20 protein-coding genes are annotated in these 21,238 nt (G+C 71.5%); 9 read left to right on the plus strand and 11 right to left on the minus strand.

The genetic code is table 11. The annotated features are described in order from the left end of the window. Positions 1-78 precede the first annotated feature (78 nt). Positions 79-1,317, plus strand: coding sequence for a PucR family transcriptional regulator (locus OG787_RS07480; RefSeq protein ID WP_369031325.1), 1,239 nt, complete (start codon positions 79-81; stop codon positions 1,315-1,317). A 163-nt stretch (positions 1,318-1,480) separates the two neighbouring features. Here the strand turns inward: OG787_RS07480 and OG787_RS07485 are convergent, their stop codons facing one another. Next, positions 1,481-2,599, minus strand: coding sequence for a glycerate kinase (locus OG787_RS07485; protein WP_369031380.1), 1,119 nt, complete (start codon positions 2,597-2,599; stop codon positions 1,481-1,483). 209 nt (positions 2,600-2,808) lie between these two features. Between OG787_RS07485 and OG787_RS07490 the strand changes: the two genes are divergently transcribed. Genes OG787_RS07490 through OG787_RS07500 form a run of 3 tightly spaced genes read left to right on the plus strand, consistent with a single transcriptional unit; the run spans position 2,809 to position 5,224 of the window. Continuing rightward, positions 2,809-3,888 (plus strand): ADP-ribosylglycohydrolase family protein, encoded by a 1,080-nt coding sequence (locus OG787_RS07490; RefSeq protein ID WP_369031326.1) that lies wholly within the window; start codon positions 2,809-2,811, stop codon positions 3,886-3,888. A 51-nt stretch (positions 3,889-3,939) separates the two neighbouring features. After that, positions 3,940-4,431, plus strand: a complete 492-nt coding sequence (locus OG787_RS07495) for an NUDIX domain-containing protein (RefSeq protein ID WP_369031327.1) — start codon at positions 3,940-3,942, stop codon at positions 4,429-4,431. A gap of 58 nt (positions 4,432-4,489) precedes the next feature. After that, a complete protein-coding gene (locus OG787_RS07500) occupies positions 4,490-5,224 on the plus strand; it encodes an SIR2 family NAD-dependent protein deacylase (RefSeq protein ID WP_405534630.1) in 735 nt (244 codons plus the stop codon). Positions 5,225-5,298: 74 nt separating this feature from the next. Here OG787_RS07500 and OG787_RS07505 read toward each other — a convergent pair whose 3' ends face one another. The 3 genes from OG787_RS07505 to OG787_RS07515 all read right to left on the minus strand — a co-directional run bounded on the left by OG787_RS07505 (position 5,299) and on the right by OG787_RS07515 (position 9,437). Further along, positions 5,299-5,781, minus strand: a complete 483-nt coding sequence (locus OG787_RS07505; RefSeq protein WP_405534631.1) for a methylated-DNA--[protein]-cysteine S-methyltransferase — start codon at positions 5,779-5,781, stop codon at positions 5,299-5,301. Positions 5,782-5,815: 34 nt separating this feature from the next. After that, a complete protein-coding gene (locus OG787_RS07510) occupies positions 5,816-7,309 on the minus strand; it encodes an AlkA N-terminal domain-containing protein (RefSeq protein WP_405540442.1) in 1,494 nt (497 codons plus the stop codon). Positions 7,310-7,406: 97 nt separating this feature from the next. Continuing rightward, the gene (locus OG787_RS07515; RefSeq protein ID WP_405534632.1) at positions 7,407-9,437 is read right to left on the minus strand and encodes a heavy metal translocating P-type ATPase; all 2,031 of its coding nucleotides are present in this window, start codon (positions 9,435-9,437) and stop codon (positions 7,407-7,409) included. 56 nt (positions 9,438-9,493) lie between these two features. On the opposite strand from OG787_RS07515, the gene OG787_RS07520 reads away from it, so the two are divergent. Further along, complete coding sequence (locus OG787_RS07520) at positions 9,494-9,880, plus strand: ArsR/SmtB family transcription factor (RefSeq protein WP_369031330.1); 387 nt, start codon at positions 9,494-9,496, stop codon at positions 9,878-9,880. A gap of 33 nt (positions 9,881-9,913) precedes the next feature. Here the strand turns inward: OG787_RS07520 and OG787_RS07525 are convergent, their stop codons facing one another. After that, positions 9,914-10,324 carry a winged helix-turn-helix transcriptional regulator gene (locus tag OG787_RS07525; protein ID WP_405534633.1) on the minus strand — a complete coding sequence of 137 codons (411 nt, stop codon included), beginning with the start codon at positions 10,322-10,324 and terminating at the stop codon, positions 9,914-9,916. 92 nt (positions 10,325-10,416) lie between these two features. Between OG787_RS07525 and OG787_RS07530 the strand changes: the two genes are divergently transcribed. Both OG787_RS07530 and OG787_RS07535 read left to right on the plus strand, forming a co-directional pair. Further along, positions 10,417-11,271 (plus strand): SDR family oxidoreductase, encoded by an 855-nt coding sequence (locus tag OG787_RS07530; RefSeq protein WP_369031332.1) that lies wholly within the window; start codon positions 10,417-10,419, stop codon positions 11,269-11,271. Between the two features lie 61 nt (positions 11,272-11,332). Then, on the plus strand, positions 11,333-12,151 hold the full coding sequence (locus OG787_RS07535) for an SDR family NAD(P)-dependent oxidoreductase (protein WP_405534634.1): 819 nt from the start codon (positions 11,333-11,335) through the stop codon (positions 12,149-12,151). Positions 12,152-12,184: 33 nt separating this feature from the next. Here OG787_RS07535 and OG787_RS07540 read toward each other — a convergent pair whose 3' ends face one another. Beyond that, a complete protein-coding gene (locus tag OG787_RS07540; protein WP_405534635.1) occupies positions 12,185-12,697 on the minus strand; it encodes an O-acetyl-ADP-ribose deacetylase in 513 nt (170 codons plus the stop codon). Then, positions 12,694-14,103: a phytoene desaturase family protein gene (locus tag OG787_RS07545; protein WP_369031334.1), complete on the minus strand. Its 1,410-nt coding sequence runs from the start codon at positions 14,101-14,103 to the stop codon at positions 12,694-12,696. Before OG787_RS07545 ends, OG787_RS07540 begins: the two co-directional genes overlap by 4 nt. A 96-nt stretch (positions 14,104-14,199) precedes the next feature. Between OG787_RS07545 and OG787_RS07550 the strand changes: the two genes are divergently transcribed. Beyond that, positions 14,200-14,862 carry a hypothetical protein gene (locus tag OG787_RS07550; protein ID WP_369031335.1) on the plus strand — a complete coding sequence of 221 codons (663 nt, stop codon included), beginning with the start codon at positions 14,200-14,202 and terminating at the stop codon, positions 14,860-14,862. Here OG787_RS07550 and OG787_RS07555 read toward each other — a convergent pair. Both OG787_RS07555 and OG787_RS07560 read right to left on the minus strand, forming a co-directional pair. Beyond that, a complete protein-coding gene (locus OG787_RS07555; protein WP_369031336.1) occupies positions 14,798-15,643 on the minus strand; it encodes an inositol monophosphatase in 846 nt (281 codons plus the stop codon). The two genes, OG787_RS07550 and OG787_RS07555, sit on opposite strands and share 65 nt — an antisense overlap. A gap of 86 nt (positions 15,644-15,729) precedes the next feature. Beyond that, the gene (locus OG787_RS07560; RefSeq protein WP_405534636.1) at positions 15,730-17,556 is read right to left on the minus strand and encodes a gamma-glutamyltransferase family protein; all 1,827 of its coding nucleotides are present in this window, start codon (positions 17,554-17,556) and stop codon (positions 15,730-15,732) included. Between the two features lie 305 nt (positions 17,557-17,861). Between OG787_RS07560 and OG787_RS07565 the strand changes: the two genes are divergently transcribed. After that, entirely contained in the window at positions 17,862-18,524 is a 663-nt protein-coding gene (locus OG787_RS07565; RefSeq protein ID WP_369031338.1) for a hypothetical protein, read from the plus strand. Positions 18,525-18,555: 31 nt separating this feature from the next. On the opposite strand, the gene OG787_RS07570 is transcribed toward OG787_RS07565, so the two are convergent. Both OG787_RS07570 and OG787_RS07575 read right to left on the minus strand, forming a co-directional pair. Beyond that, a complete protein-coding gene (locus tag OG787_RS07570) occupies positions 18,556-20,094 on the minus strand; it encodes an NCS1 family nucleobase:cation symporter-1 (RefSeq protein WP_405534637.1) in 1,539 nt (512 codons plus the stop codon). 123 nt (positions 20,095-20,217) lie between these two features. Next, positions 20,218-21,237, minus strand: a complete 1,020-nt coding sequence (locus tag OG787_RS07575) for a TIGR03842 family LLM class F420-dependent oxidoreductase (RefSeq protein ID WP_369031340.1) — start codon at positions 21,235-21,237, stop codon at positions 20,218-20,220. Position 21,238 lies beyond the last annotated feature (1 nt).

The following is a 21,238-nucleotide window of genomic DNA, read 5'->3' on the forward strand; positions in this document are numbered from 1 at the left end:
CACCGCCCGTTGTGCGCGAGCACAACACTGCGTGTCAGGGGCCTGCCGCAGGGGCGCGGCGAGTGACATCCTCCGCTCATGGGCCCCCGCAGAAGGCGTACCGGTCATGACTGGAAGGTGCTCGCGGAGTCCTGCGCGGCGCTGCTGGAACGGGTGCCGGAGCTGGTCGACGAGCATCTGCGGCAACTGACGGAGCACTCCCCCGTCTACGGCCAGGTCATCCCGTACGACCAGCAGTGGCGGGAGGCCGAGGAGGCGATGCGGATCGGCATCGGGACGATCTCCGCGCCCCGGGGCTCGCCGCGCCGCGACCTGGAGTACGCGGAGGACGCGGGCCGGCGCCGCGCCCAGCAGGGGTTACCGCTGGAGCTGCTGGTGCACGCCTACCGGAGCGCGGGCTATCTGGTCTGGGACGCGCTGCTGGAGGGGGCGGGCGGCCAGGAACCCGAACGGCTCGGGGTGTTGATGCGGTCGGCGACCCTGGTGTGGTCGGCGATCGACGCGCAGGCGGCGGTGGCGTCGGAGGCGTACCGGGCGACCGAGATGGAGCTGCGGCGGCGTACGGACGAACAGTTGCAGGCGTTGCTGGACGCGCTGCTCGACGGCCAGGAGTCGCCGGGGCTGGCCGCGCGGGCGGCGGCGGGGCTCGATCTGCCGGAGCGGGGCGCGTACGCGGTGGTGGTGCTGCGGGCGGACCGGCGGGATCCGAGGGAGGCCTTCCACCGGCCGTTGCGGGGTGCCGGGTACCGGTTCGTGTGGCGGATGCGGGCCGACCAGGAGGTGGGCGTGGTGCTGCTGGGGCCCGACCAGGGGCTCGACGCGGTGGCGCGGGCGCTGAGCGGGCGGTGCTCGGGGGCGGGCGGGATCAGTCCCGTCGTACCGGGACTGGCGGAACTGGGGCGGGCCCGGCGACTGGCCGAACTGGCGTTGCGCACCTGCCCGCCGGACACGAGCGAGGTCGTACGCCTTGACCAGCGGATGCCGACGGCCCTGGTGGTGAGCCAGCCGGAACTCGCGAACCGCCTGGTGTCGTCCGTCTTCGGCGCCCTGGTCGGTCTGGAGCCCGCCGACCGGGAGGTGCTCCTGGAGACCCTCGACGTGTGGCTGACCTGCGAGGGGTCGGCGGGCCGGGCGGCCGGACGCCTGTACTGCCACCGCAACACGGTCTTCAACCGATTACGACGGCTGGAACAACTGACGTCCAGGTCCCTGGCCAGGCCACGGGACCTGATCGAGATGACGCTGGCGCTGGACGCGTATCGGTTGTCGGGGCCGGCGGGGGTGCCGGAGGAGACGCGGCTGGCCGGGAGCGGGTAGCCCTGGAATGAGCCCCGGGCTCCGGGCCTGAGACCAGGAAAATCCCGCCCGGTGTTCGCCGCGACCCGCTCCGGGGCCGGCCCGGCGTCGGTGACGCACGCCGCGCTGGAGGAGGACACGCGGCTCGCCGGGAGCGGGTGCCCCGGTTGGCGTCCTCCGCCGCTCAGACCAGGAAGTCCCGGCCGATGTTCTCCGCGACCCGTTCCAGGATCGGGCCGGCGTCGGAGATGCACTTGGCGAGGTCCGGTTCGATGTCCGTCAGGGGGTAGGCGCGGCGGATGCCGGCCCGGCCCAGGGCCTCGGGGCGCAGGGCGAGGCGGCCGCAGACCGCGACGACCTCGCGGCCCTCCGCGCGGGCCGCCGCGGCGACGCCGGCCGGGGCCTTGCCGTGCAGGGTCTGTTCGTCGAGGGAGCCCTCGCCGGTGATCACGAGGGTGGCGCGGTCCAGGGCGGGCCCGAAGCCGAGGACATCGAGCATGACCTCGATGCCGGGCCGGAAGCGGGCGCCGAGGACCAGGGCGCCGTAGCCGATGCCGCCCGCGGCACCCGCACCCGGCGCGGCGGCGTACTCGGCGGCCTTCGGACCGATCGCCGCCTCCAGGATCTTCGCGTAGTGCGCGAGGGCCGCGTCGAGGGCGGCCACGTCGTCCGGGGAGGCGCCCTTCTGCGGGCCGTACACCGCGGGCGCGCCCTTCGGGCCGGTCAGCGGGTTGTCCACGTCGCTGGCCAGCACGAAGTCGACGTCCGCGAGGCGGGTGTCGAGGCCCGAGAGGTCGGCCGTGGCGAGGCCCTCAAGGCCGCCGCCCCCGGGCGGCAGCGGCTCGCCGTCCGCGTCCAGGAAGCGGGCGCCGAGCGCGGACAGCATGCCCGCGCCGCCGTCGGTGGTGGCGCTGCCGCCGACCCCGAAGACGATCGTGCGCGCGCCCGCGTCCAGCGCGGCCCGCAGCAGTTCTCCGGAGCCGTACGTCGATGCCGTGAGCGGCGCGAACACGCCCGCGGGCAGCCGCTGGAGGCCGCTCGCCTCGGCCATCTCCACCACCGCGGTGCCGTCGCGCAGCGCGAACGCGGCACTCACCTCGTGCCCGAGCGGCCCCGCGACCCGTACCTCACGCCGTTCGAATCCGGCGGCGACCGCGGCGTCCACGGTCCCGTCGCCGCCGTCGGCCACGGGAAGCGACTCGACCTCGACATGGGGGGCGGCCTTGCGCAGCCCGGCGGTCACCCGCTCGGCGACCTGTACGGCCGTCAGCGACCCCTTGAACTTGTCGGCGGCGATCAGCACCCGAGCCGCCCGCACACCCGTCGCCTTCGCCGTACCCGCCGTACCCGAACCGTCCGCCACCCTGCACATCCCTTGCTTTCCGGCCCTGTCGACGTCAGGGCAGTCGCGCCGCTGCGACCTTAACCGCAGGAGGCGCGCCCCGTCATGCCTTCCCGGCCGCTCACAGCCAGGGCACGGCCGACGACCGCACATGGTGGTAGACCGGAGCCATGACCCATGCAGGCACCGAGCCCGACCTCGCGGACCGTGTTCTCGGAGGCTGGCTGGGCCGGATCGCGGGCAACATGCTCGGCAAGCCGGTCGAGCGGGGCGACTACTGGACGCGCGACCGCATCGACCGCTACCTACGACGGACCGATGCCCTCCCCCTCACCGACTATCTGCCCGGGCCGCCGCCCGGAGCCGAGAAGGACGGCTTCGAACTGCGCCCCGAGTGGCGTGAGTGCGTACGCGGCCGGATCCACGGCAGCTGCCGCGACGACGACGTCGACTACGCGATCCTCGGCCTGGACCTGCTGGAGACGCACGGTTTCGACTTCAGCACCGAGCAGGTCGGCGAGCTGTGGCTGCTGCGGCTGCCGTTCCTCCAGACGTTCACGGCGGAACGCGCCGCCTACCGCAACCTCGCGGCCGGTCTCAAGCCGCCGCTGACGGCCACCCACGACAACCCGTACCAGGAGTGGATCGGCGCCCTGATCCGCGCCGACATCTACGGCTGGACCTGTCCGGACGCCCCGCACCGCGCCGCCTACCTGGCCCGCAGGGACGCCGTCCTCTCCCACACGGGCAACGGCGTGTACGGGGCGATGTTCGCGGCGGCCCTGATCTCGGCGGCGTTCACGGCACCCGACGTACGGCACGCGCTGGACACGGCGCTGACGGTGATCCCGGCGAGCAGCCGCCTGGCCCGTACGGTACGCCGGGTCATGGCGCTGCACGAGACCCGGCTGACCTGGGAGGACACGCTCACCACGGTCTCCGCGGAGACCGCCGGGCTCGGCTGGATCCACACGGTCCCGAACATCGCCGTCCTCACCGCCGGGCTCCTGTACGGCGACGGCGACTTCACCAGCACGATCGCCCTGACCGTCCGGGGTGGCCTGGACACCGACTCGAACGGCGCCACCGCGGGCTCGGTGGCCGGTGTGCTGTGCGGCGCGGAGGCGATCCCGAGCCGGTGGAAGGACCCGCTGGAGGACACCGTACGCAGCGCGGTGTTCGGTTTCGACGGGGTGCGGATCAGTGCGCTGGCGGCCCGGACCGTGCGGTTGGGACACCCACAGGTGTGACGGGAGGCCGACGGGCGACTGTCCGTCATCTCCGCTGGTTACGCTTCCGGGATGACCATTCAAGACTTCGCCACATACATCGCCGGCCTGCCCCGCGTCCTCGCCGGTGCCGCCGCGCTCTTCCGTGACGCCGACGGACGGATCCTGCTCGTCGAGCCCAACTACCGCGAGGGCTGGGCACTTCCGGGCGGCACGATCGAGTCGGACGACGGGGAGACCCCGCGCCAGGGCGCGCGCCGGGAGACCCTGGAGGAGATCGGCCTCGACCGGGAACTGGGCCGCCTGCTGGCCGTCGACTGGGTCCACATCGCGGGCCACATGCCGCTGGTCGCCTATCTGTACGACGGTGGCGTCCTCGACGAGGAGACCCTCAAGTCGATCAGACTACAGGAGGAGGAACTGCTGTCCTGGCAGCTGGTGGCCCGCGAGGATCTCGGCGAGTACCTCCTGGGTTCCCTGGGACGACGGGTGCTGCACGCCCTCGACGTGCTGGCGGAGGGCACGGGAACGGTGGAGCTGGAGAACGGGGACCGGGTGGTCTGACGGGCACCGGCCCGTTAACCGGTCGCCGCCCCGACCCCCGCGACCTACCCTCGGCACCATGACCAAGCCCCTCGTCGCCGTCCTCAGCGGCGCCGGAATCTCGACCGACTCCGGCATCCCCGACTATCGCGGCCCCAACGGCCTGTGGCGGCGTGATCCCGAGGCCGAGAAGCTCGTGACGTACGAGTACTACATGGGCGATCCCGAGATCCGGCGCCGCTCCTGGCAACTGCGGCGCCAGAACCGGACCCTTCAGGCCGAGCCCAACGCCGCGCACCTGGCCGTGGCCGAGCTGGAGCGGGCCGGGGTGCCTGTGCGGGTGATCACGCAGAACGTCGACGGGCTGCACCAGCTCGCCGGGTTGCCGGCTCGCAAGGTGCTCGAACTGCACGGCACCGCACGGGAGTTCGTGTGCACCGAGTGTCATGCGCGCGGGCCGATGGAGGACGCCCTCGCCCGGGTCGACGCCGGGGAGGACGACCCCGCCTGTCTCACCTGCGGCGGAATCCTCAAGTCGGCGACCGTCATGTTCGGTCAGCGGCTCGACCCGGTCGTCCTCGGCGACGCCCTCGCCATCACCAAGGCCTGCCAGGTGTTCATCGCCGTCGGGACGAGCCTCCAGGTCCAGCCCGCCGCCGGCCTCGCCGGTGTGGCCGCCGACCACGGCGCCCGCCTCGTCATCGTCAACGCCGAGCCGACCCCGTACGACGACCGGGCCGACGAAATCGTCCGGGAGCCGATCGGCACGGCGCTGCCCCAACTGCTGCGTGAACTGCGGGAGTCAGCGGTCTAGGCACGCGGGACCGCACACCCACCTCCCCCAGAGCCGCACAAGTCACGCTGCCCGCCGCCTCGTTGATCACAAGATCAGAAGAGTGCCGACCCCCGTTCGAAGTCCAGCAGCCGCTGCTTGCGCTCCAGCCCGCCCCCGTACCCCGTGAGACTGCCGTCCGCGCCGACCACCCGGTGGCAGGGCACGATGATGCCGACCGGGTTCTTGCCGTTGGCGAGGCCCACGGCGCGGGAGGCCTTCGGATTGCCGAGGGCGTCGGCGAGTTCGCCGTACGAGCGGGTCTCGCCGTACGGGATACGGCACAGCTGCTCCCACACGCTGCGCTGGAACTCCGTTCCCGACAGCCGGAGTCGCAGTGTGAACTCCTTCAACTCGCCCTCGAAATAGGCCTTCAGCTGGTCGATCGTCTCCCCGAACGGGGTGTCGTCGCGGGCGCCGAAGTTCTCCTCGGGCGGGCGGTGACGCTGGTCGACCATGTAGAGACCGCTGAGGACTCCGTCGTCGGCGACGAGGGTGAGGGGGCCGTACGGGCTGTCGATGACTGTGTGCTGCTTCATGTTCATGGGGATTCCCTGGGGTTCCTCAACGTCGTTATACCGGCAGGAAGTTGATGGGGTGGCTGTCCGTCGCCCACAGGTACTGGACCGCGTACGCCCGCCACGGCCGCCAGGCCGCCGCGCGTGCCGTCAGTGCGGCGGGTGTCGACGGGAGGCCCAACTCCTGGGCCGCGCGCCGGATTCCGAGGTCCGTGGGGAGAAACGCGTCCGGGTCGCCGAGGGCACGCATCGCGATGACGTCGACCGTCCAGGGGCCGAAGCCGGGGAGGGCGAGGAGCCGGGCGCGAGCCTCCGGCCAGTCGCTCTCAACGCCCAAGTGGAGCGTCCCGTCCGCGAGTTGGGCGACGAGTGTCGTGAAGGTGGTCCGGCGGGTGCGGGGCATGGCCAGGGACTCGGGGTCCAGAGCGGCCAGCGCCTGTGGCGTCGGGAAGAGGTGGGTCAGGCCGCCCTCCGGATCGTCGACCGGGTCGCCGTACGCCGTGACGAGACGGGCCGCGTGGGTACGGGCGGCGGCCGTCGAGACCTGCTGGCCGAGCACCGCCCGTACGGCGAACTCCGCCTCGTCGACCGTGCGCGGGACGCGTCGCCCCGGGGCCTTCGCGACGAGCGGCGCCAGCACCGGATCCATACGCAACTGCTCGTCCACCGCGACCGGATCGGCGTCCAGGTCGAGCATCCGGCGGCAGCGGCTGATGGCGACGGGCAGGTCGCGCAGGTCGCTGAGGGTGAGGCGGCACGCGATGTGGTCGGGCCTCGGGGTGAGGGCGACGATGCCGTGTCCGTACGGGAGACGCAGGGTCCGGCGGTAGGCGCCGTCACGCCACTCCTCCACACCGGGTACGGCGGTCGCGGCGAGGTGGCCGAAGAGGTTGTCGGGGTTGAGCGGGGCACGGAAGGGGAGGCGGAGGTTCAGGGCGGCCGGGGTGCCGACGGCCGTACTCCCGCCGGTTGTCTGCGTGCGGGTCTTCGGGAGGCGGGCGCGGAGTTCGCTCGGGGAGAGGGCGAAGACCTCGCGGACGGTGTCGTTGAAGGTACGGATCGAGGCGAAGCCCGCCGCGAAGGCGATCTCCGCCATGGGCAGCGCGGTCGTCTCGACGAGGAGCCGTGCGGTCTGGGCGCGCTGGGCGCGGGCGAGGGCGAGCGGGCCGGCGCCCAGTTCGGCGAGGAGCTGCCGTTCGATCTGGCGGGTGCTGTAGCCGAGGCGGGCGGCGAGGCCCGGGACGCCCTCGCGGTCCACGATGCCGTCGCCGATCAGCCGCATCGCGCGGGCCACCAGGTCGGCCCGCTGGTTCCACTCCGGCGAGCCGGGGCTGGTGTCCGGGCGGCACCGCTTGCAGGCCCGGAAGCCCGCCTGCTGGCAGGCCGCCGCACTCGGGTAGAAGGTCATGTTCTCGGGCTTGGGCGGCACGACCGGGCAGCTGGGCCGGCAGTAGATCCGGGTGGTCAGGACCGCCGTGAAGAACCAGCCGTCGAACCGCGCGTCCTTGGACCGGACGGCACGTACGCAGTGCTCGGTGTCGGTGTGCATCGCGTTCCGCATACGTCCAGCATCGGCGATGGGCCGGGGCGGAGCTGGCGGAAATCCGACATCAAGGTGACGTGTCCAGGGACGTTCCGGATCACCTTCACCGCTTCACCGCATCCCGCCACGCAGCCTCCCGCAGCAGCCGCAGCCCATTGAGGCCGACCAGAACGGTCGAGCCCTCGTGACCCGCGACGCCGAGCGGAAGCGGCAACGTGCCGAACAGATCCCAGGCGACGAGGCCCGCGATGAACACCCCGGCGATCACCAGATTCTGCACGACCAGGCGTCCGGCCCGCCGCGAGAGGACGATCACGGCGGGCACAGTGGTGAGTTCGTCCCGCACGATCACCGCGTCCGCCGTCTCCAGCACGAGGTCGGAACCCGCCCGCCCCATGGCCACGCCGATGTGGGCGGCGGCCAGTGCCGGTGCGTCGTTGACACCGTCCCCGACAACCATGACCCTGCGCCCGGCGGCCTCCAACTCCCTTACCGCGCCCAGCTTCTGCTGGGGAAGCAGCCCGGCCCGTACGTCCTCGATCCCGACCTCGGCGGCCAGTCGAGCGGCGGCACGCGGGTTGTCGCCGGTCAGCAACACGGGTGCGGTACCGGTGAGTTCGGTGAGCGAGGTGACGGTGCCGGCGGCACCGGGACGGAGCCGGTCGGCGAGACCGAGGACTCCGATCGGCACGTTGTCGGCGACGACGAGGACGGCCGTACGACCGAACGCCTCAACCTCCTTGACCAGCAGCCGAGTTGCCGAGCCTTCCGACGCCCCGGAACCGTCCGGCGCCCCCGCACTGCCCATCAGCCGCCCTGGTGCCCCCACCGCGACCACACACCCGTCCACGACAGCCGTCACGCCCACTCCCGGCGTCGAGTCGAAGTCCTCCGCCACCGACAGCACGAGCCCCCGCTCCCGCGCCGCCTCCACCACGGCCCGGGCCAGTGGGTGTTCGCTCGGATGCTCGGCAGCCGCCGCGAGCGCCAGCAGGTCGTCCGCGTCCAGGTCCGATCCGGGCAGCGGCCGTACGTCCGTCAGCCTCGGCGTGCCCTCGGTGAGGGTGCCGGTCTTGTCGAGGGCGACGGCGTCGACCTGGCCGAGACGTTCCATCACCACCGCCGACTTGACCAGCACGCCGTGCCGCCCGGCGTTGGCGATCGCCGAGAGCAGCGGCGGCATGGTGGCGAGCACGACCGCACAGGGCGAGGCCACGATCATGAAGGTCATGGCGCGCAGCAGGGCGTCGGTGAGTTCCGTACCGAAGACGAGCGGTACGGCGAACACGGCGAGGGTCGCGGCGACCATGCCCAGCGAGTAGCGCTGCTCGACCTTCTCGATGAACAGCTGGGTGGGAGCCTTGGTCTCGGACGCCTCCTCGACCAGGCGTACGATCCGGGCGATCACCGAGTCGGAGGCGTCGCGCTCGACCCGTACGCGCAGGGCGCCGGTGCCGTTGAGGGTGCCCGCGAAGACCTCGTCGCCGGGCTCCTTCGGAGCGGGCAGCGGTTCGCCGGTGATCGTCGCCTGGTCGACCTCGCTCGCGCCGTCCAGTACGCGGCCGTCGGCCCCGACGCGTTCTCCGGGGCGTACGAGAATGGTGTCGCCGACGGTCAACTCGTCGACGGGGAGGGTCAGTTCGTGGCCTTCGGAGTCCAGCCGGGTCGCTCTGGCGGGGGCCAGGTCGAGGAGGCCGCGTACCGAGTCGGCGGTGCGGGCGGTGGCGAGGGCCTCCAGGGCGCCGGAGGTCGCGAAGATGACGATCAGCAGGGCGCCGTCCATCACCTGGCCGATCGCGGCGGCGCCGAGGGCGGCGACGATCATCAGCAGGTCGACGTCGAGGGTCCGTTCCCGCAGCGCCTTCAGGCCTTCCCGGCCGGGCTCCCAGCCGCCGGTGACGTACGCGAGCGCGTAGAGCGCTCCCCAGGTCCAGGCCGGCGCGTCGGCCAGTTGAAGGGGCAGTGCGAGCAGGAACAGGGCCGTGGCCGCCGTGGCCCAGCGGGCCTCGGGGAGCGCGAGGACCCGGGTGCGGCGGCGGGGTGCGGTCGGCGCGGTGGATGAAGGGGCGACCGGCGAGTGGGGGGTGGACGGGGGTGGGGGCGTGGCGAGGGTGGCAGACACGGGAAGCACCATACAGGAACACATGAACACTCATTCATTCGTTCATGTGCGATGAGTAAGATACGGCCATGGGTCATGGAGCCGTCGTCACCGCGCAGGACGCCGCCGAGCGCGTACGCCTCGACGCGGACAATGTCGCGAAGGTGGCCACCACGCTCCAGGCCCTGTCGACGCCCTCCCGCCTGCTGATCCTGGCTCGACTGCGCGAAGGTCCGCTCCCGGCGACCGAGTTGGCGGCCGAGGTGGGCATGGAGCAGTCCGCGTGCTCGCACCAGCTGCGGCTGCTGCGCAATCTGGGCCTGGTCGTCGGAGAGCGCCGGGGCCGCTCAGTGGTGTACGCGCTGCACGACCACCATGTCGCCGAGCTTCTCGACCAGGCGGTCTACCACGTGGAGCATCTGCGGCTGGGCCTCAGCGACACGGACGGCGACGCCGAGACCGGAAGCGCCGGGTAACTCTCCCGGCAGGCCGCTCTCCCGACGGTCCGGTCAGGCGCGGCCCTTCGCCGCGTCGTAGCTCTCCCGCGCCCGCTCCACCTGGCTCAGCCGCTCGTTGGTCCAGAGCGCCAGGGCGCGGACCTGTTCGGCGGCCTCGTGGCCCAACTCCGTGAGGGAGTAGTCGACATGGGGCGGGATCACCGGCTTGACGTCACGGTTGACGATGCCGTCGCGCTCCAGGTTCTGCAGGGTCTGCGCGAGCATCTTCTCGGTCACCGGACCGACGGACTCGGTGGAGTCGATGGCGCGGCGCAGTTCGGCGAAGCGGTGCGGGCGCTCCAGGAGGCGGATGAGCACGAGGACGCCCCAGCGGCTGGTGACGTGCTCCATGGTCAGGCGTTGCGGGCACAGGGCCTTGGGGCCGACCGCCGTCGTGCCGCCCGCTGTGGTGCTAACAGCCATGTCAGTACCGTACTTCAAAGTACGTACTCACGCAGAGTGACCGCAGCTCCTAGGGTTGGCGACAGAGCCGATCACGAGGAGTTGTCCGCACCATGAGCATTGTCGTCACCGGAGCCACCGGGAATCTCGGCCGTCTGGTCGTCGAGGGCCTGCTGGAGCAGGTCCCCGCCGACCGGATCACCGCCGTGGTCCGCAGCGCGGAGAAGGGCGCCCGTTTCGAGGCCCTCGGGGTGCGGACCGTGATCGCCGACTACAACGTTCCCGAGAGCTTCGAGGGCGTCTTCACCGCGGGTGACAGGGTGCTGCTGATATCCAGCAGCGAGATGACCGCGGACCGCGTGGCCCAGCACCGGGTCGTGATCGACGCCGCCGGGTCCGCCGCGGTGGCGCTGCTCGCGTACACCAGCGCGGCCGGCGGCCACGAGAGCCCGCTCACCGAGGCTCATCGCCGTACGGAGAAGGTGCTGGCGGAATCCGGTCTGCCGTACGTCCTGCTGCGCAACAACTGGTACAGCGAGATCTTCGTCGACGGGCTGGCGACGGTGGTGGAACAGGGTGTCCTGGTGCGCGCCGCCGGTGACGGCCGCATCGCCTCCGCCACTCGCGCCGACTACGCGGCCGGTGCCGTCGCGGTGCTCACCGGCGAGGGCCACGAGAACCGGGCGTACGAGCTGGGCGGGGACACCGCCTGGAACTTCCCCGAGTTCACGGCCGAGTTGGGCCGCCAGACCGGCCGGGAGATCGTCTACACGCCGGTCACCGCCGAGGCGTACACCGACCTGCTGGTCGGCGCGGGGATGCCCGAGCTGTACGCGTCGATCCTGGCGGGCGCGGACGCGTCCTTCGCCAGTGGTGAACTCGCGGGTACGAGTGGAGAGTTGGCGCGGTTGATCGGGCGCCGAACGACACCGATCGCCGACACGGTCGCGGCGGCGCTGAAGCGCTGACGCCCCACGCACGATCCCGGCCGCTTCAGCACCTCAGCACCTCAGCCATCGAAGGAATCCCATGCGTACCATCCTCGTCAGCGGCGGCAACAGCGGAATCGGGCTCCGCGCGGCGCGTGAGTTCCTCGCCCGTGGTCACCGTGTCGTCCTCCTCGGCCGCGACCGGCGCAAGGGCGAGGAGGCGCTCGCGTCCTTCGGTGACGCGGCCGACCGGGCGTCGTTCCACTCCGTCGAGCTGTCGACGCACGACGGTGTCCGGGACGCAGCCCGACGGGTCCTCGCCGAGCACGACCGTCTCGACGCACTCCTGCACTCGACCGGCGTCCTCACCTTCAAGGAACTGCGCACGGCGGACGGACTGCACCCGTTCTTCTCGGTCAACTACCTGAGCCGCTACCACCTCACGCAACTCCTGCTGCCGGCGCTGCGTCGCACCGAACACGCCCGTGTCGTCATGATGACGGCGAGCATCCCGCCGTCCACACCGGCGGAGTTCGAGAGGTTCCCCGCGTTCGAGCAGTTCAGCTTCCGGCACGACAGGGAGGCGGTCCAACTCGCCAACCACCACTACGCCGCCCACCTCACGCGTGCCGAACCGGGGCTGCGCGCCGGGGTGGTGAACGCCGGCGCCGCGAAGACCGACATCCTGCGGATGTCACCGTGGTACATGCGGGCGATGGCCAAGGCCGTGGGCCCGTTGTTCTTCGATTCCGTCGAGAAGAGCGCCCACAACGTCGTCGAGGCCTGTCTGCGCGAGGACTGGCCCTCGGCGATGTACTGGCCGAAGCCCGGGGACTTCGAGCAGCGGCTGCCGATCGATCTCGACAAGTCGACCACGCGACGCCTCATGGACGTCTCCCGGGACCTCACGGCCGTCTGACGTCAACGGCACAAGGACGAAACCCCGCTACTCTCAACGGAGTTGCGCCGCGAACACCTCGTACGCCCCCTCGTCGAACAGCACGAACCGCACCTCCTCCACGGCGGTCTCCGCCTCCCGTACCGCCGTCACCGCGATGCGTGCCGCGTCGTCCATCGGCCAGCGGTAGACGCCCGTGGAGATGGCGGGGAACGCGACCGTCCGGGCGCCCAGTTCGTCGGCGACGCGCAGGGACTCCCGGTAGCAGGAGGCCAGTTGGTCCGAGCGGTCCTCCGATGCACCGCCGAACACAGGTCCTACCGTGTGGATCACCCAGCGTGCGTCCAGTTCGCCCGCGGTCGTGGCGACGGCCTTGCCGGTGGCCAGGCCCTTGCCGTAGTGACCGGCGCGCAGGGCTCGGCAGGCGGCGAGGATCTCGGGGCCGCCTCTGCGGTGGATCGCTCCGTCGACTCCTCCCCCGCCCAGGAGTGACGAGTTCGCCGCGTTGACGATCGCGTCGGCACTCTGTCGGGTGATGTCGCCCTTGACGAGTGTGATGGCGGTCATGACTGTCTCAGCCTTCTCCAGACGGCCTTCGCCGCGTTGTGTCCCGACATGCCGTGCACGCCCGGGCCCGGCGGGGTGGCCGACGAGCAGATGAAGACGGCCGGGTGCGGGGTGGCGTACGGGAACAGGGAAAGCCTGGGGCGCAGCATCAGCTGGAGGCCGCTGGCCGCGCCGGAGCCGATGTCACCGCCGACGTAGTTGGCGTTGCGGGCCGCGAGTTCGGGCGGGCCCGCGGTCGCGCGGGCGAGGACGCGGTCGCGGAAGCCGGGGGCGAAGCGCTCCAGCTGGCGCTCGATGGCGTCGGTGAGGTCGCCCGTCCAGCCGTTCGGGACGTGGCCGTAGGCCCAGAAGACCTGCTTGCCCTCGGGTGCCCGGGAGGGGTCGGCGACGCTCGGCTGCACGGTGATCAGGAAGGGGGTGTCGGGTGCCCGGTTCTCGCGGGAGGCGGCGCGCAGGGCGGTGTCGATCTCGGCGCTGTTCGCGGCGACCTGGACGGTGGTCGCCGTGCGGGCCTCCTTCGCCGTCCAGGGCACCGGGCCGTCCAGCGCGTAGTCGACCTTGAAGACGCCCGCGCCGTAGCGGTAGCCCTCGTAGTAGCCGCCGAAGCCCGCGATCCGGGCCAGTGCGGTGGGTGAGGTGTCGAAGACGTATGCACGTGCGGGTGGAAGGTCGTCCAGCCGCTTGACCTCGTAGTCGGTGTGGACGGTGCCGCCGAGGTCGGTCAGATACGCGGTGAGCGCGTCGGAGATCGACTGGGAGCCGCCGCGGGCGACCGGCCAGCCGCGGGCGTGTGCCGCGAGGGCGAAGACGAGGCCCACGGCGCCGGTGGCGACCCCGCCCAGAGGGGCCATGACATGGCCGACAAGGCCTGCGAACAGGGCTTTCGCCCGCTCGTCGCGGAAGCGGCGCATCAGCCAGGTCGAGGGCGGCAGCCCGGCCAGGCCGAAGCGGGCGAGGGTGACCGGGTCGCGGGGCAGCGAGGTCAGGGGCAGGGACATGAAGTCGTGGGCCAGGGTGTCCCACCTGCTGAGGAACGGCTCGACCAGCCTGCGGTACGCGCCCGCGTCACGCGGTCCGAAGGAGGCCGCCGTCTCGGCCACGGACCGCGAGAGCACCGCTGCCGTGCCGTCCAGGAAGGGGTGGGCCATGGGCAGGTCGGCGTGCAGCCACTCCAGCCCGTACCTGGCCAGCGGCATCGCCCTGAACGCCGGGGAGTTGACGCCGAGGGGGTGCGCGGCCGAGCACGGGTCGTGCCGGAAGCCGGGCAGCGTCAGCTCCTCGGTGCGGGCGCCGCCGCCGACGGTGTCGCGTGCCTCGAAGACGGCCACGGAGAAGCCGCGCCGGGCCAGCTCCACGGCAGCCGTCAGCCCGTTGGGCCCCGCCCCCACCACGACCGCATCGAGCATCGACGGCACCTTCGGACTCCTTCGTCAGCCGACGGCCTCCTGAGATCAGGATATGCCGGGACACCGACACTGCCCGGCGCGGGTAACCTCGGCCGGATGACGCGCCGTTTCCGCATCCAATCGCCCGGCGAGGACGCCGACGACACCGCCTGGTACTGGTTCGAGGTCGAGGACGACGGCTGGGTGCTGCGGCAGGCGGTGTTCGAGGCGGGGCTGGCGATCCCGCGCTCCTGCGAGCCCCTGCAGAACGCCGACGGCACCACCTCGGGCGGTGCCTCGATGGCCGCCGCCCAGGCCCAACTGGCGCTGGTGCGCGAGCGGTTCGGGCGCCTGGGCGTCCAGCTCTACCAGACCGTGTACGGGGCGTTCACCGAGGGCGCCGTGGAGGTGCCGCCGGAGGCGGTGGACGTGACGGATTCGGAGTTCGAGCGGGCGTGGTCCACGGCCCTGCGGCACCGGCACCTGAGCCACTACACCACGGGCCCGCTGCCGGAGGGCTCCCTGCTCACGGGCATGGTGTGCGCGCTGCCGTGGGGGCCGGGCCGGACGGGTCTGTTCGTCGACGTCAACCTGCCGGTCGACGCCTTCGTGGACATCGCCTGGCTGCCCTTCGACCCCGGCGACTGGCCGGTGGTCGGCACCGTGGCCGAGTTCGAGGTCGTCACCCTGCGGTTCAGCTCGGCCCGCCCGCAGATCAGGCTCCGCCCGACAGTAGTTCCACCACCCGGCCAGCCGTGGCCGCGTCCCGCGCCGCGGTGAACGGCAGGACGTTGCCGCCGGTTATGCGGAACGGTTCGCCCGCGCGGGTCAGATGGGCGCCGCCCGCCTCCTCGACGAGGAGGATGCCCGCGGCGTGGTCCCAGGCGGCCTCCCAGGAGAACGCCGTGGCGTCCAACTCGCCCCGGGCGATGGCCAGGTACTCCAGGCCCGCCGAGCCGCACGCGCGCGGCTGCACGCCGTCCGTCCACAGGCCCAGCAGCGCGCGCTTCTGCTCGTCCGTCGTGTAGTCCGGGTGGGAGGTGGCCACCCGGAGGTCACGGCCGGGCTCGGGCGAGCCCGCGTACAGGCGGGTGCCGTCGAGGAACGCGCCCTGGCCACGGATCGCGGTGGCGAGCTGGTCTCGGGCCGGGGCGAACGTCCAGGACGCGCGGACGACGCCGCGGTGAGCGAGCGCGACGAGGGTGCAGAAGCCGGGGTCGCCGTGGACGAACTGGCGGGTGCCGTCCACGGGGTCGACGATCCAGACCGGTGCGTCGCCCTGTATCGCCTCGTACGAGGCGGGGTCGGCGTGCACCGCCTCCTCGCCGACCACGACGGAGCCGGGCAGCAGCTTGGGCAGCACCTCGGTGAGATACAGCTCGGCCTTGCGGTCGGCGTCCGTCACCAGGTCGTGCGGGCCGCTCTTCTGGTCGACCTCGTGGGCGGCGAGTTGACGAAAACGCGGCATTATCTCGGTGGCCGCCGCCTGGCGGACCGCTTCCTCGACGTCGGACGCGTGCCGTGCGAGAAACTCTTCGATGGTTTCGGTGTCTCCGATCATGTCTCCATGAGAGCATGCGCCACTGACAATCCCCGCCCGGCCGGTGGACATGGGGTGGAATCGCCCTGAACACCCGGATTCGGACATCAGCGCCCCACGGCGTACCCCTGCATCCCCCGGGGATTGGCCGCCGCCGACAGGAGACCCGTCTCCGGGTCCCGGGCGACCGCGCACAGCCGGCCCTCGGACCAGCCGCCGCCGACCGTCACGTCGTGCCCCCGCCGACGCAGCTCCTCGACCACCTCGCCCGGCATCCGGGCCTCCACGGTGACGCTCCCGGGGCGCGTCCCGCGCGGGTAGAAGGAACTCGGGAAGCTGTCGTTGTGCCAGTTCGGGGCGTCGATCGCACCCTGGAGGTCCAGGCTGCCACGCACCCTCGGGCGCAGGGCGACCGCGAGGAAGAAGTGCAGCTGCCACTGGTCCTGCTGGTCCCCACCGGGCGTACCGAACGCCAGCACCGGCACCCCGTCGCGCAGCGCGACCGAGGGCGTGAGGGTGGTCCGGGGCCGGCGGCCCGGAGCGAGAGAACCCGGCAGCCCCTCCTCCAGCCAGGTCATCTGGAGCCGGGTGCCGAGCGGAAAGCCCAGCTCGGGCACGACGGGGTTGGACTGGAGCCAGCCGCCGCTGGGCGTGGCCGCGACCATGTTGCCCCAGCGGTCGACGACGTCGAGATGGCAGGTGTCGCCCCGGGTACGGCCGTCGGCGGCGACATCGATCTCGCCCAGGAGCGCACTGCCCCCGACCGTCGGCTCCCCGGCCCCCAGAGCGCTGGACCCGGGCTCGTCCGTGGCCACCACGCGCGCGCGTGCGCACAGCTGCGGGCTGCGACCGCCGGGGCTGCCGGGCCGCAGCTCGTACGAGGCCTTGTCGCCGACAAGGGCCCGCCGGGCGGCGTTGTAGTGGTCGGACAGCAGCTCGTCGAGCGGCACGTCGGCCCCGCCGGACGCGTCCCCGTACCAGGCCTCCCGATCCGCCATGGCGAGTTTGCAGCCCTCGATCAGCAGGTGGACGTAGTCGGCGGACCCGTACTCGGGCAGCTCGGGCGGGAGGAGCGCGAGCTGCTGGAGGAAGGCGGGGCCCTGGCTCCAGGGGCGGGCCTTGCACAGGGTCCAGCCCTGCCAGTCGTACGTCGCCGGGGCCTCGTAGGCCGCGGACCAGGAGGCGAGGTCGCCGGCGGTCAGCGTGCCGGTGTGACGCCTGCCGCTGGTGTCCATGGTGGGCCGCGCGGACTGCCGTACGAGGGCCTCGGCGATGAAGCCGGTGCGCCACACCTCCCGTGCCGCCTCGATCTGGGCGATACGGTCCCCCGCTCCGGCGACCTCGGCGAGCAGGCGCTTCCAGGTGGCGGCCAGGGCGGGATTGCGGAACAGCTCGCCGGGCCGGGGCGGCTGTCCGCCGGGCAGGTACACGTCCGCGGACGAGGTCCACTCCGTCTCGAACAGTTCCCGTACGGTCTCGACGGTCGCGGCGATGTTCTCCACGGGCGCGTGCCCGTCCTCGGCGTACCCGATGGCGTACTTGAGGACGTCGGCGAGCGGCTTGGTGCCGTGGTCGCGGAGCAGGAGCATCCAGGCGTCGAAGGCACCGGGCACGGCGGCGGCGAGGGGCCCGGTGCCGGGTACGAGGTCGAGCCCGAGCCCCCTGTAGTGCGCGATCGTGGCCCCGGCGGGCGCGACGCCCTGCCCGCACAGCACCCGCACCTCGCCGTCGGCCGGGGCGAGGATGATCGGCACCTCACCGCCGGGCCCGTTGAGGTGCGGTTCGACGACATGCAGGACGAAGCCTGCGGCGACGGCGGCGTCGTACGCGTTGCCGCCGTCCTCCAGGACCGCCATCGCCGACTGCGAGGCCAGCCAGTGCGTGGAGGACACCATCCCGAAGGTGCCCTGGAGCGTGGGTCGGGTGGTGAACACGGGCGGCTCCTTCACTACGGCACACGATCCGATGATCGTACGTACCCCACCCCAACGCAGAGCGCCAGTCGCCTATGAGGCATTCGGAAAGATTGATCGTATTGACAACCATTGATAGTGAATTGCGCACTGTCGACGCCGATTTGCGCATTCTGACGGACAGTCCGGGCGGCCGATCATGAAGGACAGTCATCGCACAGCCACGGAGCGAGTTCTTACTTCCGCCCCACAGGCAGTCATGTGACACTGGCGTCCCGTCCGGAGTGCGGACCCCCCTCCGCACCGTCCCCCACGAGAAGTGCGCCTTGAGCCTTCCTCTGCCGCTCGCGCTCGTCACACGCCTGGCGCCGGTCGCCGTGCTCGCCACCGCCGGCTGGGCGTTGTCCTCGGGTCCGCTCGCCGCGTCACCGACCGCCGACGAACCCGAGGCGGCCGCCAAGGGCGCGTCCTCGTCGCCCACCGCGCCCTCGACCTCGGCGGCCTCGAAGACCTTCACCGCCGCGCCCGCGCCCTGCTCGGCCATACCCCCGGGCACGATCAAGTCCCTTGTCCCGGGCGCCAAGGCGGCCGGCAAGGAGATCCCGTCGACGGACACGAAGGCGCGCCGCACCTGCTCCTGGAACGCGCTCAAGGGATACGACTACCGCTGGCTCGACGTGTCGTTCGAGCTGTCCGACACGGACGCGGCGGCGGAGAAGACGTACAAGGAGCGGATGACGGAGAAGAGCGGCGGCGGGGTCGTGCCGGGTCTCGGTGACGCCGCCTACTCCGTCGTGAACCTCACCACCGAGGACAAGCAGCAGACCCGCGAGGGCGTGGTGCTGGTCCGCGCGTCGAACGCGCTGGTGGTGATCACGTACAACGGCAGCGACTTCGAGTCGAAGAAGGCGCCCAGCACGGACGTGATCAACAAGGGCGCCATCAAGGCCGCCCGGGACGCGGTGGCAGCGCTGGAGGGCGGCCGGTAGAACCGGCCGCCCTCCGTCACGTGTCGCAGGGTCAGGTCTGCGCCTTCACCTCGACCTTCCCCTTGCCGGTCGCCACCATCAGCACCAGGTAGAGCACCATCGAGGTGCCCAGACCCACGGCCCAGCCGTAGTTCGCCAGTGAGGACAGCGCCGGGATGGGCCGCCCGTCGATCAGCGGGGCGAAGTTGGCGCCGCCGATCGCCAGCACACCGCCGACCAGGAACGCGACGACCGCGCGCCAGTTCCAGCCGTTCTCGTACCAGTAGCGTCCGCCCGCCTTGTACAGGTCGGCGAGGTCGAGCTTGCCGCGGCGCAGGATCCAGTAGTCGGCGATGAGGATGCCGGCGACCGTGCCGAGCAGACCGCCGACCAGACCGAGCCAGGTGAAGATGTAGCCCTGCGGGTCGGAGTACAGCTTCCAGGGGAAGATCAGCACGCCCAGTACACAGGTGGCGAGCGCGCCGGCCCGGAAACTTATCTTGCGGGGCGCGATGTTGGAGAAGTCGAAGGCCGGGGAGACCAGGTTGGCCGCGACGTTCACGGACAGGGTCGCCACCAGCACGGTGACCAGGGCGAACAGCAGCCCGAAGACGTTGTCGGTCTTGGCGGCGAGCTGTACCGGGTCCCAGATGGCCTCGCCGTACACGGCCTGCGAGCCCGAGGTGACCATGACGGACAGGAACGCGAAGAGCGTCATCGTGGTCGGCAGACCGAGCGCCTGCCCCCATGTCTGGGCCTTCTGGCTCTTCCCGTACCGGGTGAAGTCCGGGATGTTCAGCGACAGCGTGGACCAGAAGCCGATCATGCCCATGAGGGCGGGCGCGAAGATCTTCCAGAAGTCCGCGCCGTAGCCCAGCTTGGAGGGCTGGTCGAGCAGCGGGCCGAAGCCGCCGGCCTTGTCGGCCATCCACCACAGCATCACACCGGCGCCGACGAGGACGAAGGGCGCGGCCCAGTTCTCGAAGCGGCGGATCGTCTCCATGCCCCGGTAGATGATCGCGACCTGGATCGCCCAGAAGATGGCGAAGGACAGCCACATCGTCCAGGCGTAGCCGCCGATCTTCCCGGCGTCGCTCCAGCCGTTGCCGATCAGCTTGCCGGCGAGGAAGTAGATCGCCTCGCCGCCGATCCAGGTCTGGATCCCGAACCAGCCGCACGCCACCAACGCCCGTACGACGGCGGGGAGGTTGGCGCCCCGGATACCGAAGGAGGCGCGGGCGAAGACGGGGAAGGGGATGCCGTACTTGGGCCCGGCGTGCCCGGTGAGCAGCATCGGGATCAGCACGATCACGTTCGCCAGGGCGATCGTGAGCACGGCCTGCTTCCAGTCCATGCCCACGGCGATCAGACCCGAAGCAAGGGTCCAGGAGGCCGTGTTGTGGGCCATGCCCACCCAGAGAGCCGAGAAGTTGTACGTGTTCCAGGTGCGCTTCTCGACCGGAACCGGCAGCAGGTCCTCGTTGGCGTACGGCCCGCTGGGAGCGGGCGCGTCGGGGGAGATCTCCACCCGGCCGTCGGGGAGGGTGAGTTGGGAGGACGGCGGTATGGCCGTGGGAGCGGTGTCGGTCATGGGCAGGCCAATCAAACGAGGGGCGGATCCGGAAAGGCCGTGCGGGCTCCGGCCCCCTCTCCCGGGACGGCGGGAGAGGGGAGAACTGGAGTGGGGGGATGGGGAGTTGTCCGGTTGCGTGGGTCAGCTGTTGACGGCGGGGATGACCGTCGTGCCGTACGCGTCGATGACCTTCTCCTGCGCGTCGTGCATGTCGTAGACGGCGAACTGGTCGACGCCCAGCTCGCGCAGCTTGTTGAGCTTCTCGATGTGCATCTCGGGGGTGCCGATGATGCAGAACCGGTCGACGATCTCGTCGGGCACGAACTGGGTGTCGGGGTTGTCGGCGCGGCCGTGATGGGAGTAGTCGTACCCCTCACGGGCCTTGATGTAATCGGTGAGTTCCTCGGGTACGGCGGCGGAGTGTTCGCCGTACTTCGACACCAGGTCGGCGACGTGGTTGCCGACCATCCCGCCGAACCAGCGGCACTGCTCACGGGCGTGGGCGAGCGCCTCGGGCGAGTCGTCCTCGGTGATGTACGCGGGGGCGGCGACGCAGATCTTCACCTCGGACGGGTCACGTCCGGCGGCGACGGCCGCGTCCTTGACCGTCTTCACCATGTACTCGGTGAGGTAGAGGTCGGCGAGCTGGAGGATGAACCCGTCGGCCTCCTCGCCGGTCATCTTGAGCGCCTTGGGGCCGTACGCGGCCATCCAGACGGGGAGTTCGGCGCCCGGCTTCACCCACGGGAACTTGATCACCGTACCGCCGAGGTCGGCCTCGTCGCCCCGGCCCAGCGAGCGGATGACCTTCATCGCGCCGCTGATCCGGGCCAGCGTGTTGGGCGAGCGGCCGGCGACGCGCATCGCGGAGTCACCACGGCCGATGCCGCAGACCGTGCGGTTGCCGAACATGTCGTTGAGGGTCGCGAAGGTGGAGGCGGTGACCTCCCAGGTGCGGGTGCCCGGGTTGGTGACCATCGGGCCGACCGTCAACTTCTCGGTGCTGGAAAGGATCTGACTGTAGATCACGAACGGTTCCTGCCACAGCACGGCGGAGTCGAAGGTCCAGCCGTACGTGAAGCCGTTGCCCTCGGCGCGCTGCATCAGCTCGATGACACGCGAGGCCGGCGGGTCGGTCTGGAGGACGAGTCCGAAGTCCATC

The organism is Streptomyces sp. NBC_00075, assembly GCF_045041225.1.
GTDB lineage: Bacteria > Actinomycetota > Actinomycetes > Streptomycetales > Streptomycetaceae > Streptomyces > Streptomyces adonidis.

Excerpts from the sequence above, each read along its gene's own strand:
- OG787_RS07490 (WP_369031326.1), top strand. The coding sequence starts at position 2,809 with ATGACCCATGCAGGCACCGAGCCCGACCTCGCGGACCGTGTTCTCGGA.
- OG787_RS07555 (WP_369031336.1), bottom strand. The coding sequence starts at position 15,643 with ATGATCGGAGACACCGAAACCATCGAAGAGTTTCTCGCACGGCACGCG.
- OG787_RS07495 (WP_369031327.1), top strand. The coding sequence starts at position 3,940 with ATGACCATTCAAGACTTCGCCACATACATCGCCGGCCTGCCCCGCGTC.
- OG787_RS07575 (WP_369031340.1), bottom strand. The coding sequence starts at position 21,237 with ATGGACTTCGGACTCGTCCTCCAGACCGACCCGCCGGCCTCGCGTGTC.
- OG787_RS07525 (WP_405534633.1), bottom strand. The coding sequence starts at position 10,324 with ATGGCTGTTAGCACCACAGCGGGCGGCACGACGGCGGTCGGCCCCAAG.
- OG787_RS07570 (WP_405534637.1), bottom strand. The coding sequence starts at position 20,094 with ATGACCGACACCGCTCCCACGGCCATACCGCCGTCCTCCCAACTCACC.
- OG787_RS07550 (WP_369031335.1), top strand. The coding sequence starts at position 14,200 with ATGACGCGCCGTTTCCGCATCCAATCGCCCGGCGAGGACGCCGACGAC.
- OG787_RS07520 (WP_369031330.1), top strand. The coding sequence starts at position 9,494 with ATGGGTCATGGAGCCGTCGTCACCGCGCAGGACGCCGCCGAGCGCGTA.
- OG787_RS07505 (WP_405534631.1), bottom strand. The coding sequence starts at position 5,781 with ATGAAGCAGCACACAGTCATCGACAGCCCGTACGGCCCCCTCACCCTC.
- OG787_RS07510 (WP_405540442.1), bottom strand. The coding sequence starts at position 7,309 with ATGCACACCGACACCGAGCACTGCGTACGTGCCGTCCGGTCCAAGGAC.
- OG787_RS07540 (WP_405534635.1), bottom strand. The coding sequence starts at position 12,697 with ATGACCGCCATCACACTCGTCAAGGGCGACATCACCCGACAGAGTGCC.
- OG787_RS07515 (WP_405534632.1), bottom strand. The coding sequence starts at position 9,437 with ATGGTGCTTCCCGTGTCTGCCACCCTCGCCACGCCCCCACCCCCGTCC.
- OG787_RS07500 (WP_405534630.1), top strand. The coding sequence starts at position 4,490 with ATGACCAAGCCCCTCGTCGCCGTCCTCAGCGGCGCCGGAATCTCGACC.
- OG787_RS07530 (WP_369031332.1), top strand. The coding sequence starts at position 10,417 with ATGAGCATTGTCGTCACCGGAGCCACCGGGAATCTCGGCCGTCTGGTC.
- OG787_RS07480 (WP_369031325.1), top strand. The coding sequence starts at position 79 with ATGGGCCCCCGCAGAAGGCGTACCGGTCATGACTGGAAGGTGCTCGCG.
- OG787_RS07545 (WP_369031334.1), bottom strand. The coding sequence starts at position 14,103 with ATGCTCGATGCGGTCGTGGTGGGGGCGGGGCCCAACGGGCTGACGGCT.
- OG787_RS07535 (WP_405534634.1), top strand. The coding sequence starts at position 11,333 with ATGCGTACCATCCTCGTCAGCGGCGGCAACAGCGGAATCGGGCTCCGC.